At 69.2% G+C, this 13,447-nt stretch carries 12 protein-coding genes; 10 read left to right on the top strand and 2 right to left on the bottom strand.

Features of this window, described 5'->3' with window-relative positions; genetic code table 11:
• Positions 1-468 precede the first annotated feature (468 nt).
• From ileS to bioD, 8 genes are all read left to right on the top strand, one after another.
• Positions 469-3,444: an isoleucine--tRNA ligase gene (gene ileS, locus J2W78_RS17425; protein ID WP_253372530.1), complete on the top strand. Its 2,976-nt coding sequence runs from the start codon at positions 469-471 to the stop codon at positions 3,442-3,444.
• Positions 3,441-3,956, top strand: a complete 516-nt coding sequence (gene lspA, locus J2W78_RS17420; RefSeq protein WP_253372528.1) for a signal peptidase II — start codon at positions 3,441-3,443, stop codon at positions 3,954-3,956. Before ileS ends, lspA begins: the two co-directional genes overlap by 4 nt.
• Positions 3,957-4,122: 166 nt before the next feature.
• On the top strand, positions 4,123-4,815 hold the full coding sequence (locus tag J2W78_RS17415; protein ID WP_253372526.1) for a hypothetical protein: 693 nt from the start codon (positions 4,123-4,125) through the stop codon (positions 4,813-4,815).
• 191 nt (positions 4,816-5,006) lie between these two features.
• Positions 5,007-6,389 (top strand): M16 family metallopeptidase, encoded by a 1,383-nt coding sequence (locus J2W78_RS17410; protein WP_253372510.1) that lies wholly within the window; start codon positions 5,007-5,009, stop codon positions 6,387-6,389.
• Between the two features lie 70 nt (positions 6,390-6,459).
• The gene (locus tag J2W78_RS17405; RefSeq protein ID WP_253372508.1) at positions 6,460-7,743 is read left to right on the top strand and encodes a M16 family metallopeptidase; all 1,284 of its coding nucleotides are present in this window, start codon (positions 6,460-6,462) and stop codon (positions 7,741-7,743) included.
• A gap of 184 nt (positions 7,744-7,927) precedes the next feature.
• Positions 7,928-8,860: a ring-cleaving dioxygenase gene (locus J2W78_RS17400; protein ID WP_253372506.1), complete on the top strand. Its 933-nt coding sequence runs from the start codon at positions 7,928-7,930 to the stop codon at positions 8,858-8,860.
• A gap of 168 nt (positions 8,861-9,028) precedes the next feature.
• The gene (locus J2W78_RS17395) at positions 9,029-9,802 is read left to right on the top strand and encodes a ferredoxin--NADP reductase (protein ID WP_253372505.1); all 774 of its coding nucleotides are present in this window, start codon (positions 9,029-9,031) and stop codon (positions 9,800-9,802) included.
• Between the two features lie 196 nt (positions 9,803-9,998).
• Positions 9,999-10,676 carry a dethiobiotin synthase gene (gene bioD / locus J2W78_RS17390; protein WP_253372503.1) on the top strand — a complete coding sequence of 226 codons (678 nt, stop codon included), beginning with the start codon at positions 9,999-10,001 and terminating at the stop codon, positions 10,674-10,676.
• A gap of 4 nt (positions 10,677-10,680) precedes the next feature.
• Here the strand turns inward: bioD and J2W78_RS17385 are convergent, their stop codons facing one another.
• Both J2W78_RS17385 and J2W78_RS17380 read right to left on the bottom strand, forming a co-directional pair.
• Positions 10,681-11,025 carry a photosystem reaction center subunit H gene (locus tag J2W78_RS17385; protein ID WP_253372501.1) on the bottom strand — a complete coding sequence of 115 codons (345 nt, stop codon included), beginning with the start codon at positions 11,023-11,025 and terminating at the stop codon, positions 10,681-10,683.
• 34 nt (positions 11,026-11,059) lie between these two features.
• On the bottom strand, positions 11,060-11,479 hold the full coding sequence (locus J2W78_RS17380) for a response regulator (protein ID WP_253372499.1): 420 nt from the start codon (positions 11,477-11,479) through the stop codon (positions 11,060-11,062).
• Positions 11,480-11,746: 267 nt separating this feature from the next.
• Here J2W78_RS17380 and J2W78_RS17375 point away from each other — a divergent pair, with 267 nt between their 5' ends.
• Both J2W78_RS17375 and J2W78_RS17370 read left to right on the top strand, forming a co-directional pair.
• Positions 11,747-12,421 (top strand): YoaK family protein, encoded by a 675-nt coding sequence (locus J2W78_RS17375; RefSeq protein ID WP_253372497.1) that lies wholly within the window; start codon positions 11,747-11,749, stop codon positions 12,419-12,421.
• A 17-nt stretch (positions 12,422-12,438) separates the two neighbouring features.
• Complete coding sequence (locus J2W78_RS17370) at positions 12,439-13,446, top strand: WD40 repeat domain-containing protein (RefSeq protein WP_253372495.1); 1,008 nt, start codon at positions 12,439-12,441, stop codon at positions 13,444-13,446.
• Position 13,447: the final 1 nt, after the last annotated feature.

The following is a 13,447-nucleotide window of genomic DNA, read 5'->3' as shown; positions in this document are numbered from 1 at the left end:
GGGCGGCTTTGGGCGGACGCTATTCCGTTTGATCGCGGTGCTCAATCGCACCCCGGTAGTCGGCGCGGCGTTTGTAACTAATGAGTCTTTCGACTTGGCCGGGCATCTTGGCCGCATGTCTCGCCCGCATGTCTTGCCCGGGCATCGCGTCACGGTTGCCGGGGCGACCTTCGGGCCGGGCTGATGGCAAGGAAGCGGGGCCGGTGCAAGCCGTCCTTCCTCCGCTGTCCACTGCGTCGGGACTAGTCCTCGGCGTTGTCCTCCGTCCCCGCGACGAAGCGGCTTCCCCTTGGCGGGCGGGCGCTCTAGAAGCGCTCCATGTTCGGCCTCATCCTCGTTCCGCCGCGAATTACGGGCCCGGCCTCCGCGTAGGCGCCGCGTTCAGCGGCCGCGCCGGATGCCGGGTGAAGCGCTTCCGCCCGTTTTTCTTCGACCGTCCCCGCGACGAGAGCCCTGCCGAACCCTGCCATGAGCGACCAGACCGACGCCGCCCCCGTGGCTGCCCGCGATTATTCGCGGACCCTGTTCCTGCCGAAGACCGATTTTCCGATGCGCGCGGGGCTGCCGACCCGCGAGCCGCTCCTGCTCGAGCGCTGGAAGGATATCGGCCTCTACGAAAAGATCCGCGCCGCCGCGAAGGGCCGTCCGCGCTTCGTGCTGCATGATGGCCCGCCCTACGCCAACGGCAACATCCATATCGGGCACGCGCTCAACAAGATCCTGAAGGACGTCATCGTCCGCTCGCAGGGCGCGCTCGGCCGCGACGCGGATTACGTGCCGGGCTGGGACTGCCACGGCCTGCCGATCGAGTGGAAGATCGAGGAGCAGTATCGCGCCAAGGGCAAGAACAAGGACGAGGTGCCGGTGCTGGAATTCCGCCAGCAATGCCGGGCTTTTGCGGCGGACTGGCTGAACACACAGAGAGACGAGTTCAAGCGGCTCGGCGTCACCGGCGACTGGGATCGTCCCTACTCGACCATGGCTTATCCGGCCGAGGCGCGCATCGCCGCGGAGCTGATGAAGTTCGCCGCCTCCGGCCAGCTCTATCGCGGCTCGAAGCCGGTGATGTGGTCGGTGGTGGAGAAGACCGCGCTCGCCGAGGCCGAGGTCGAGTACGAGGAGCATGTCAGCGACACGGTGTTCGTGGCGTTCCCGATCCGCGAGGGCGCTCCGGCGGAACTGACTGGCGCACGTGTCGTGATCTGGACGACCACGCCCTGGACGCTGCCGGCCAACCGCGCCGTCGCCTACTCGAAACGCGTCGCCTACGGGCTCTACCGCGTCACGGAAGCGGCGGACGACAACTGGGCCAAGGTCGGCGAAAGCTACCTGCTCGCCGACGCGCTGGCCGAAGGCGTGTTCAAGGCCGCTCGCGTCGAGGCCTACGAGCGCGTGGCCGATGTGCCGGCGGCGAATCTCGCCGGGCTCATCCTGTCGCATCCGCTTGGCACCTTCGATCCCGGCTACGGCTTTCCGGTGCCGATGCTGGAGGGCGAGCACGTCACCGACGAGGCCGGCACCGGTTTCGTCCACACGGCGCCGAGCCACGGTCGCGAGGATTTCGAGGTCTGGATGGCCAATGGCCGCCGCCTCACGGAAGCCGGCATCGACACCCGCATCCCCTACACCGTCGATGCCGACGGCCGGCTGACCGCGGAGGCGCCGGGCTTCACCGGCCGCTTCGTCTTCACCGCCAAGGGTGAGAAGGGCGACGCGAACAAGGCGCTCATCGCCGCGCTCACCGAGGTCGGCGCGCTGGTCGCCCGCGGGGTCCTGCGCCACCAGTACCCGCATTCCTGGCGCTCGAAGAAGCCGGTCCTGTTCCGCAACACGCCGCAATGGTTCATCGCCATGGACCGGCCGGTGGATGCGCTCGGCAACCGCACGCTCCGCGAGACGGCGCTCCACGCCATCGAGCAGACGCAGTGGGTTCCGCCGCAGGGCAAGAACCGCATCAACGGCATGGTCGCCGGCCGGCCGGATTGGGTGGTCTCGCGCCAGCGCGCTTGGGGTGTGCCGATCACCGTCTTCGTCGAGCGCGAGACCGGGGCGGTGCTGCGCGACGCTGCGGTGAACGCCCGCGTCGCCGAAGCCTTTGCGGCGGAAGGCGCGGATGCGTGGTTCGCGGAGGGCGCCACCGAGCGCTTCCTGGCGCCCGGTTACGATCCGGCGAACTACGAGAAGGTGACCGACGTCCTCGACGTGTGGTTCGATTCCGGCTCGACCCACGCCTTCGTGCTGGACGACGCACAAGCCTTCCCCGGCCTTGCCGGCATCCGCCGCGCCGTCGATGGCGGGCCGGATACGGTGATGTATCTCGAAGGCTCCGACCAGCATCGTGGCTGGTTCCAGTCCTCGCTGCTCGAATCCTGCGGCACGCGCGGCCACGCCCCCTACGACGTGGTGCTCACCCACGGCTTCGTCCTCGATGCCAAGGGCGAGAAGATGTCGAAGTCGCGCGGCAACGTCGTCGCGCCGCAGAACGTCATCAAGGAATCGGGCGCCGACATCCTCCGCCTCTGGGTCGCCGCGGCCGATTATTCCGACGACCTGCGCATCGGTCCGGAGATCGTGAAGACCTTCGCCGAGACCTACCGCAAGCTGCGCAACTCTCTGCGCTGGATGCTCGGCTCGCTCGCCCACCGGGTTCCCGGCGACGACGTGCCCTTCACCGAGATGCCGGAGCTGGAGCGCTTCATCCTGCATCGCCTCGCCCAACTCGACGGCGAGATCCGCGACGCTTACGCGGCCTTCGACACCAAGCGGATCGTCGCGCTGCTCAACGGCTTCATGACCGGCGACCTCTCGGCCTTCTACTTCGACGTGCGCAAGGACGCGCTCTACTGCGATCCGATCTCCTCAGTGACCCGCCGGGCCGCACTTCAGGTCATCGACGAGGCGTTCCGCCGGGTCGTGATCTGGCTCGCGCCTGTCCTCGCTTTCACGGCCGAGGAAGCGTGGCTCGACCGCTACCCGTCGCAGGACAGCTCGGTGCATCTCCAGACCCTGCCGGAGACGCCCGCCGAATGGCGCGACGACGGCCTCGCCGCCCGCTGGCAGAAGATCCGCAAGGTCCGCCGCGTCGTCACCGGCGCGCTCGAGATCGAGCGCGCGGCCAAGCGCATCGGCGCCAGCCTGGAAGCCGCACCGACCGTCTACGTGTCGGATTCCGATCTTCTGGCCGCGCTCGACGGCGTGGACTTCGCCGACACCTGCATCACCTCGGCGATCACGGTTCGCGCCGGTGAGGGCCCGGCCGACGCGTTCCGCCTCGACGAGGTGAAGGGCGTGGCCGTGGTGCCCGAGCGGGCCGAGGGCATCAAATGCGCCCGTTCCTGGCGTGTGACACCCGAGGTCGGCAGCGATCCTGCTTATCCCGACGTGACGCCCCGCGACGCGCGGGCCCTGCGGGAGTGGGACGCCGTCCATCCGGAGGCGGCGTGACCCCCTTTCGCGCCGGCCTGATCGCTTTGCTGGCCACGCTGGTGCTCGATCAGGCCTCCAAGCTCTGGCTCTATTTCGGCACCGACCTCGTGATGACGCAGCCCTGGCGGCTGGCGCCGTTCGCGGATTTCGTCGTGGTCTGGAATCGGGGAGTCTCCTACGGCCTGTTCCAGCAGGAGGGCGGTCTCGGGCGCTGGCTGCTGGTGGCGATCTCGCTTGCCGCCGCCATCGGCCTGTCGGTGTGGATGCGCCGGGCCGGCTCGCGGCTGCTTGCGGTGGCGCTCGGCCTCATCGTCGGCGGCGCGCTGGGCAACGCCATCGACCGGGCGGCCTACGGGGCGGTGTTCGACTTCGTTCACCTGCACGCGGGCGGCTGGTCCTGGTACGTGTTCAACGTGGCGGATGCGGCCATCGTCGCGGGCGTCATCTGCCTGATCCTCGACAGCCTGCGGCCGGCCCAGCGCGCGCCGGCCACGGACGTCGCCGGGAACGGCGGCCGTCCCCAGGCTTGAAACGAAGCTCATCCCGCCCGCGTCAAGGCGCCATACCTTCGCCCGAAACCCGGCTCACCTCGTTCACGAAGGTCTCGGTCCGCGATTCACGTTGAATCGCAGTTCGGCTGACTGCCCCGGATGAAAAGCGGGCGGAGCCGATCCTTGAAACCTTGGGGAACATCGCATGAACGGGCGGCGCAGCGTCTCGCGGGCTTTCGGATCGATCCGCCCTCTGGCCTTGGGTGCAGCCCTGCTGCCCGGCCTTTCCGTCGGCGCAGCCCACGCCGAGGGTGAGTTCATGCGCGACACGCTGAGCAATCTCGGCCTGATCGAGCCGGACCGCCCCGCCATCACCTATCGCGAGCGCGCGCCGCTGGCCATGCCGCCCAAGCTCGGCGGCCGGGAGGATCTGACCGCCGGCCTGCCCGCGCCCCGCGCCCGTCAGGCCGATCCGGCCTGGCCGAAGGATCCGGAGGTGGTCCAGCGCGAGCGCGCCGCCATCGAGGCGAAGAAGCCGATCGTGCGCGGTGCGCAAGGGCGCATGAACGACAACAACGAGACGCTCTCGGTCTACGAAATGGATGCCGGCCGCCGCGCGGGCGCCGGCGCGCTCACCGGGCCGGCGAACGCACCCGGCCAGGGCGATACCCGCGATTCGACCTGGCTCAACCCGTTCGAACTGCTCAAGGGCACGCCGGACAAGACCGAGCCGTCGCTGGTCGAGCCCGACCGCGATACGCTGACCGATCCGCCCAACGGCTACCGCAAGGCGCCGATCAAGGTCGCCAAGCCGCAGGGCGGCCCGGTCGGCGGTCCGATCAGCGACCGTGAAGAGGCCGACCCGCGTGCCTATATGAGAAACTCGTCCGGGCGCTGAGAGCGGACCTTCGCCCGGTTGCGCCGCTTACGGCGGGCCGGCGAAGGCGCGAAGCACTCGGGCGGACCGTCACCGCGCGGACACGCCGCGCGGTATGGGATTTGCCACCGGCAACCGATCTCGGGACAATGCCGGGATTCGTGGGACGGAAAGCGCGGAGGGCGGAAGAGCCCCCGCATAAGGAAAGTGGGATGCACCTCTACCGGAAGGCCATCGCGCCCGTAGGACCGCAGCGAGGCCTGAATCACGCCGGCCGCGTGGACGCCGCCCCGTTCGGGCGCTCCGAGGCCGGCGGCCCGGAGGTTTCCGCCTTCGTGCTCGACAACGGGCTCGACGTGGTGGTGGTGCCCGATCACCGGGCGCCGGTCGCCACGCACATGGTCTGGTACCGCAACGGCTCCGCCGATGATCCGATCGGCCAGTCTGGCATCGCCCACTTCCTCGAACACCTGATGTTCAAGGGCACCGAAGCGCATCCGGCGGGCGCCTTCTCGAAGGCGGTCTCGTCGCTCGGCGGTCAGGAGAACGCCTTCACCAGCTACGACTACACCGCCTATTTCCAGCGCGTCGCCCGCGATCACCTCTCGACGATGATGGCCTTCGAGGCCGACCGGATGAGCGGCCTCGTCCTCGACGACGCCGTGGTGGCGCCGGAGCGCGACGTGGTGCTGGAAGAGCGCCGGATGCGGGTCGAGACCGATCCCTCGGCGCAGCTCTCCGAGGCGATGGCCGCCTCGCTGTTCGTGCACCATCCCTACGGCATCCCGATCATCGGCTGGATGCACGAGATCGAGGAGCTGAACCGCAGCCACGCCATCGACTACTACAAGCGCTTCTACACCCCCGAGAACGCGATCCTCGTGGTGGCCGGCGACGTGACGCCGGACGAGGTGCGGCGTCTGGCCGAGGACACCTACGGCCGTGTGACGCCGCAGGGCGCGCGGCCCCAGCGGCTGCGCCCGCGCGAGCCGGAGCCGCGGGCGATGCGCCGGATCGCGGTGGCCGACCCGAAGGTCGAGCAGCCGACCCTGCAGCGCCTCTACCTCACCCCCTCCTGCATGACCGCCCGCGACGGCGAGGGCTACGCGCTCGAACTGCTCGCCGAGGTCATCGGCGGCGGCGCGACCTCGTTCCTCTACCGCAAGCTGGTGCTGGAGATGGGCGTCGCGGTGAATGCCGGGGCTTGGTACATGGGCTCGGCCATGGATGACACGCGCTTTGCCGTCTACGCCGTGCCGGCCGAGGGCGTGACCCTGGAGGCGCTCGAAGAGCATATCGATCGCGTGCTGCGCCGCGTCCCCGAGGCGCTCGGCGCCGAGGCGATCGAGCGGGCCAAGATCCGGCTCGTGGCCGAGACGGTCTATTCCTCCGATTCGCAGAGTTCGCTCGCGCGCATCTACGGCTCGGCGCTTGCCATCGGCGAGACCGTCGAGGAGGTGCGCCGCTGGCCGGTCGAGATCGATGCGGTCACCCATGACCGGCTCGTCGCGGTCGCCGCCCGCTACCTCGTGCCCGCCCGCTCGGTGACCGGCTACCTCACCAAGGCGCGCGACACGGACGTGACGATCGCCTGAGACCACCTGATTCTTCGCGCTGCCCACTTTGGCGGCGCCGTTTGCGAAAAGACGCTTTAAGGAACTTCCGATGAATCTCGCCGAGACCGGCACCCGCGCCGCGACGTCGCCGACCCAGGCGCTGCCGCTTGCGGCCGCCCCCGGCATCGAGGCTTGGCACGTCGCCTCGCCGGTGGTGCCGATGATCGCGCTCTCCTTCACCTTCGAGGGCGGCGCTGCGCAGGACGTGGAGGGCAAGGCGGGCACCGCGCAGATGATGGCGCGGCTGCTCGACGAGGGCGCGGGCGACCTCGACTCGGACGCCTTCCAAGAGGCGCTCGCGGCCCGCGCAATCGAGCTGAGCTTCCACACCGGCCCCGATTCCATCGGCGGGTCGCTCAAGACGCTGCTCACCCACGCCGATGAGGCGATCCGCCTGCTGGCCCTGTCGCTGGCCGAGCCGCGCTTCGATCAGCCCGCAATCGAGCGCGTGCGGGCGCAGATGATCGCCAGCCTGCGCTACCAGCAGAACGATCCCGGCGTGCTCGCCTCCCGGCGCTACTTCCGCGAGGCCTTCCCGGGGCACGCCTACGGCCGCTCCTCGGCGGGCACCATCGAGACCCTGTCGGCGATCACTCGCGACGACCTCGTGGCCCTGCATCGGGCCGTGATCGGCCGCGGCAGCCTGAAGGTCGCGGCTGTGGGTGCCTTCGACGAGGCGACGATCACCGGCATGATCGCCCGCGCCTTCGGCGCTCTGCCCGAGGCAGGCCCGCTCAAATCCATTCCGCCGACCGCGATCAACGAACTCGGCCGCCGCATCGTCGTCGATCTCGACGTGCCGCAATCGGTGATCCGCTTCGGCATGCCGGGCGTGGCGTGGCGCGACCCCGACTTCATCCCGGCCTATGTGCTGAACCACATCCTGGGCGGCGGCGCCTTCACCTCGCGCCTGTTCCAGGAAGTGCGCGAGAAGCGCGGCCTGGCCTACTCGGTCGGCACCTCGCTGACCTCGCATCGCGCGGTCGCCATGACCTGGGGCTACACCGCCACCAAGAACGAGCGCGTGGTCGAAGCCCTCGACGTGATCGGCGACGAGATCCAGCGCCTCATCACCGAAGGCCCCTCCGACGAGGAGTTGCAGAAGGCCAAGGACTACCTCACGGGCTCCTACGCCCTCGGCTTCGACACCTCCACCAAGATCGCCAACCAACTGGTGCAGATCGCCTTCGAGGGGCTCGGCATGGACTACATCGCCCGTCGGAACGACCTCGTGGCGAGCGTGACCCAGGCCGACATCCGCCGGGCCGGCGCGCGCACGCTCGGCGACGGCAAGATGCTGGTCGTCGCCGCGGGACGGCCCACGGGGCTGTAAGCGTTTCTGCTCGATACGGGCTTGATGAGGCCGGCACGCGGTAAGCGCGTTGCCGGCCTTTTTGTTTGCTGCCCAAGGCTTTGGTTCGCGGCGTGGTGCCCCATTGAGGCCGGCGCCTTGGGCTTGCGCCCGAACCTCCTATCTGGTGAAGGCTGAAACCGCTTCCCGCGCGAGGCCTCAAGCGATGCAGCTCACCGGACTCCACCACGTCACCGCCATCACGGCGCAGGCGGCCGACAACCTCGCCTTCTACTCCCGCGTGCTGGGGCTCCGGCTGGTCAAGAAGACCGTCAATCAGGACGATGTGTCGGCCTACCACCTGTTCTACGCCGACGGCCGCGCCTCGCCCGGCACCGACATCACCTTCTTCGACTGGCCGGCGCCCGCTGAGCACCGCGGCACCGACAGCATCTCGCGCACGCTGCTGCGCGTCGGCGGTGCGGGAAGCTTCGACTGGTGGCGCGAGCATCTCGCCCGCCAAGGCGTGAACCACGGGTCGGCGATCGAGCGGGACGGGCGTCTCACCCTCGATTTCGAGGACGGCGAGGGCCAGCGCCTCAGCCTCGTAGATGATGGCGGCGTGGGAGAAGCGCATCCCTGGGCGGGCAGCCCGGTGCCGGCCGAGCATCAGATCCGGGGGCTAGGGCCGATCCGCCTTACCGTCTCGCAGCCCGAGCGCACCGAAGCGGTGCTGACGCAGGTTCTCGGTTTTCGCCGCGCCCGGACCTTCGAGCTGCCCGAGGGCGAGGTGACGGTGTTCGAGACCGGCGAGGGCGGTCCCGCCGCGGAGGTCCAGCTTCTCAAGGGGACAGGCGCGCCGGCCCGCCAGGGCGCGGGCGCCGTCCACCACGTCGCCTTCCGCATCCCGGATGCCGATTACGACGCCTGGGCCGATCGCCTGAAGCAGCGCCGCGTCCCCTCTAGCGGCCCCGTGGACCGCTACTACTTCCGCAGCCTGTACTTCCGTGAGCCGAACGGCATCCTGTTCGAGATCGCCACCGACGGGCCGGGCTTCGCCACCGACGAGACGATGGAATCACTTGGCGAGCGTCTCGCACTGCCGCCGTTCCTCGAACCGCGCCGGGCGGAGATCGAAGCAGGGCTGAAGCCGCTGTAAGCTTGCCTGGATTGCGCTCCCGCCGGGGCAGGCATGCGCCGGAATCAAGAACAGTTCCAGGCAAAGTCACATTCCAACCGCTGTGGCAGCGCTGCGTCTTGACGCGGATGCTGCGACTGCGAGAAGAGCCCCGTTTCGACGCTTCCAGAATCGGGAAACCTGCGGCCGATGAGCAAGTACAACGAGGAGCGCGTCCTCTCCGTCCACCACTGGACCGACACGCTCTTCTCCTTCCGCACGACGCGCGATCCTTCGTTCCGTTTCCGCAACGGCGAGTTCACGATGATCGGCATCGAGGTCGAGGGTCGGCCGCTGCTGCGTGCGTACTCGGTGGTCTCGGCCAATTACGAGGAGGAGCTGGAGTTCTTCTCAATTAAGGTGCCGAACGGTCCGCTCACCTCGAAGCTCCAGCACCTCAAGGTCGGCGATCCGATCATGATCGGCAAGAAGCCGACCGGCACGCTGGTGCTCGACAACCTGCTGCCCGGCAAGAACCTCTACCTGCTCGGCACCGGCACGGGGCTCGCCCCCTTCCTGTCGATCATCAAGGATCCGGAGACCTACGACCGCTTCGAGAAGGTCGTGCTGATCCACGGCTGCCGTCAGGTGCAGGAACTGGCCTACGGCGAGACCATCACCGAGACGCTGCCGAAGCACGAGTTCCTCGGCGAGATGATCGCCAACCAGCTGATCTACTACCCGACGGTCACCCGCGAGCCGTTCCGCAACCGCGGCCGGATCACCGACCTGATGACCTCGGGCAAGCTGTTCGAGGATATCGGCCTGCCGCCGATGTCGATCGAGAACGACCGCTTCATGCTGTGCGGCAGTCCTGAGATGATCAAGGACACCCGCGAGCTGCTGACGAGCCTCGGCTACGAGGAGGGCAACCACGGCGAGGCGGCCCACTACGTGATCGAGAAGGCCTTCGTCGAGAAGTAGGTCCTCCGTAGCGAGCGGCTGGCTCGGCCGCTCCACCGCACCGCCTCACCCTGAGGTGCTGCGCGGCAGCCTCGAAGAATGCTCCGGGGATCCGTGCGCGAACCGGATGATTCTTCGAGTCGCGCTGGCGCGGGCATCTCAGGATGAGGGCGCGGGTGGGACAACGCCGTTTTCCTAACCGAGCGATCCGCACACCATGCCTCCGCCCGCCTTGTTCGTCGTCGGCGCCGGCACCGAGATCGGCAAGACCTACACCACCGCCGCACTCGTCCGCCGTCTGCGCGGGCAGGACCGGCGGGTGCGGGCGCTGAAGCCGCTCGCGAGCGGCGTTCCCCCGCTCGACCATCCCGACTTCGCCGAGAGCGACACCGGGCGCCTGCTCGCGGCGCAGGGGCTCGCCGTCACGCCGGAAACGGTCGAGGCCTGTTCGCCCTGGCGCTTCGCCGCGCCGCTGGCACCCGACCTCGCCGCCGCCCGCGAGGGGCGCAGCCTCGGGCTGCCTGAGCTTGTCGCGTGGTGCGGCGCGCGTCTGGCCGAGGCCGATGACGGTGAGACCGTGGTGATCGAGGGCGTCGGCGGTTTGATGAGCCCGATCACCGAGGGCGCCACCGGCCTCGACTGGCTGAGATCGCAGGGAATTCCGTCGCTGCTCGTATCCGGCAGCTATCTCGGCGCCATCAGCCACGCGCTGACGGCCGTCGAGACGCTGAGGGCGCATGGCATCCCACTCGTCGGCATCGTCGTCAGCGAGAGCGAGGGGGCACCGATCCCCCCTGAAACCGTGGCCGGGCAGATCGCGCGCTATGTTTCCGTACCGGTCGTCTGCCTGAGGCGCGGCGGGGATTTTCCGGTTGGGCTCGCCGCGCTGGATTGAAGCCTCAGCGTGCGCGGGGCGCCTTCGGCTCGCGGGATTCCTGGATCTCCTCGGCCTTCTCCTCGTCGGTGTCGCTGCTGCGCTTGATCGTGTCGTCGGGCTTGGCGGCCAGACCCTTCACGATGGCGACAAGGCGCTTGCACTCGTCCGGGAAGCCGTAGGATTCGAGCACGATCGCGGCATCGCGCAGAGTCCGCAGGTCGCGCACGATCTGGGCGTTCTTGACCTCCTGAAGTTCCTTCTTCGCCGCGATCGTCGGTTCGAGCCCGGTATCCTCGACATTGCATTCGGCTCGGGCGGCCGGAATCGCGGCGAGCATCAGGAAGGCGCAGGTAATCAGGCGACGCATGGTCACGTCTCGTATGGGTTGAGGGCGGGGAAACTCAGTCGCGGTGGCGCAGCAGGTCGTTGGTCACGGCCACGAGCTGCGACGCGCGGTAGGGTTTGGGCATGAACACCGATTCGTTCACGGCCTCGGCGGCGGAGAGGCCGTCGCGGCCGCCGGAGGTGTAGACCACCGGCAGGCGCGGCAGGCTGCGACGGGCGCTGCGGGCCAGCGCGATGCCGTTCGTGTTGCGGGCCAGATCGATATCGGTGAAGAGCAGGTCCACGTGCTCGCTCGACAGGATCGCCTCAGCCTCCTCCGCGTCGGCCGCGGTCAGCACCCGGTAGCCTTCGTCGAGCAGGGCCTCGGCGGCCAGCTCGCAGACGAAGAACTCGTCCTCGACCACGAGGATCGTGTCGGCATGCGGCGCCAGGGAGAACGGCGGCAGGGCAGCGGGGACGCAGGCGAAGGGGATCATGGCAGAACTCCAACTCACCCGTGCTCGGGCAACAGCCGAGCTTGCGGATCGCCGGACCAACGGGGCCGTGAAGGGCCTCGTTCACCGTGATTGCTTCGATTTGCGCGCATTTGGTAACCGATCAGTTAACCTTGACGGCACGGTGCAGGAACTGGTCTCAGTCGCGCCCGACGCGATGACACGCCTAAACCCTTGTCGGATGAGGCCGTCTTTCGCCCCCGCCCCCGCCCGTCTTTCGAAGAGCGCCTTAACGATCGTGCCCGCCCCGTGACCCGACCCTGGCAGATCGGCTTCGGCGTCGTGCTCACGGCGCTCGCCGGATTCGTGGACGCGCTCGGCTTCATCCGGCTCGGCGGCCTCTACACCTCGCTCATGAGCGGGAACACGACGCAGCTCGCCGTCTCGCTGGGCCATGGTGAGCCGCTCGGCGCCGTGCTGCCGGCGCTGCTGATCGGCGCCTTCCTCGTCGGCGCGGTCTCGGGGGGCGCCATCGCCGCCCTGTGCCCGCCGCGCTGGGTCACGCCCGCGGTGCTCGGCCTGGAAGCCGTCGCCTTGACGGCGGCGGTCGCCCTGGCCGCCGAGCACGCCCATGTCGGCGTGGCCTCGCTGTTCCTGGCGCTCGCCATGGGCGGGCAGAATGCGGTGCTCGCCCATGTCCAGGGCTTTCGCGCTGGCACCACCTTCGTCACGGGCGCGCTGTTCGCGTTCGGCCAGAAGGCGGCGCTGGCGCTCGCCGGGCGAGGGCCCCGGCTGGGCTGGGTCGGCGACGGCTCGGTCTGGCTCTCGCTCCTCGTCGGGGCGGTTGCGGGCACGCTCGCCCATGCGCATCTCGGAATCGTGGCCCTGGCGATTCCCGCCTGCGTCGCGGCCGGGCTATGTCTGGCCGCAACGCTGTTCACCCTGTCCTACCGGCGCGCGCCGGTGCCGCTGACCAAGATCTGAAGGAAGACCCCTCCGGCATGAGCGTCTCCGCTCCCTCTCTCACCGAGCACGTCGCGGACATCGCCGCCGGCGCTCACGTCACCGCCGCCCACTGGCTCAAGGGGACATTGGCGCTGGCGCTCGCCGATGGCGGCGTGCTGCTGGCCCGTGACGGCGCGACCGAGACCGTTGCCGCCCACTCGGACAGCGGCATCCTCGTGGCGGCGAGCAACGGCGTCCGGCTGGTGAGCGGGGGCGATGACGGCCGCGTGGTCGCGACGGAAGCGGACGGCCGGTCGAGCGAGCTGGCGCGAGCCAAGAACGGCGGCTGGATCGATGCGCTGGCGCTTCACGGCGACGGCTCGTTCGCCTTCGCCTCGGGACGCACCATCATCGCCCGCGACGCCAAGGGCCGCGAAAAGAGTTTCACCGCGCCCACCACCGGCCGTGGCCTTGCCTTCGCGCCGAAGGGCTACCGGCTGGCGGTGGCGCACTACAACGGCGTCAGCCTCTGGTATCCGAACCTCGAGACGCCGCCCGAATTCATCGAGTGGAAGGGCTCGCATCTCGACGTGACGTGGTCGTCCGACGGCCGCTTCGTCGTCTCGACCATGCAGGAGAACGCGCTGCATGGTTGGCGCCTCCAGCCCGACCGCGGCCACATGCGGATGTCGGGCTATCCCGCCAAGGTGCGTTCGCTTTCATGGTCGTCGGATGGCAAGTGGCTCGCCACCAGCGGTGCCGAGGCGGCCATCGTCTGGCCGTTCGACTCGAAGGAGGGCCCCACCGGCAAGGCGCCGCGGGAATGCGGCGTGCGGCCGGCGCGGGTCTCGCAGGTCGCGTTCCACCCGAAGGCACCGGTCCTGGCGATCGGCTACGAGGATGGCTGCGTGCTGCTGGTGCGCTTCTCCGACGCTTCGGAGCTGCTGGTGCGCCCGGCCGTGAAGGGCAGCGCGATCTCGGCGCTCGCCTGGGACCCGGCCGGCGCCCGCCTCGCCTTCGGCTGCGCCGACGGGCAGGCCGGCCTGCTGACCCTGCCGGCCTGAC

The organism is Methylorubrum extorquens, from assembly GCF_024169925.1.
Taxonomy (GTDB): Bacteria; Pseudomonadota; Alphaproteobacteria; order Rhizobiales; family Beijerinckiaceae; genus Methylobacterium; species Methylobacterium extorquens_A.
This window is presented reverse-complemented; position numbering and strand designations above follow the sequence as displayed.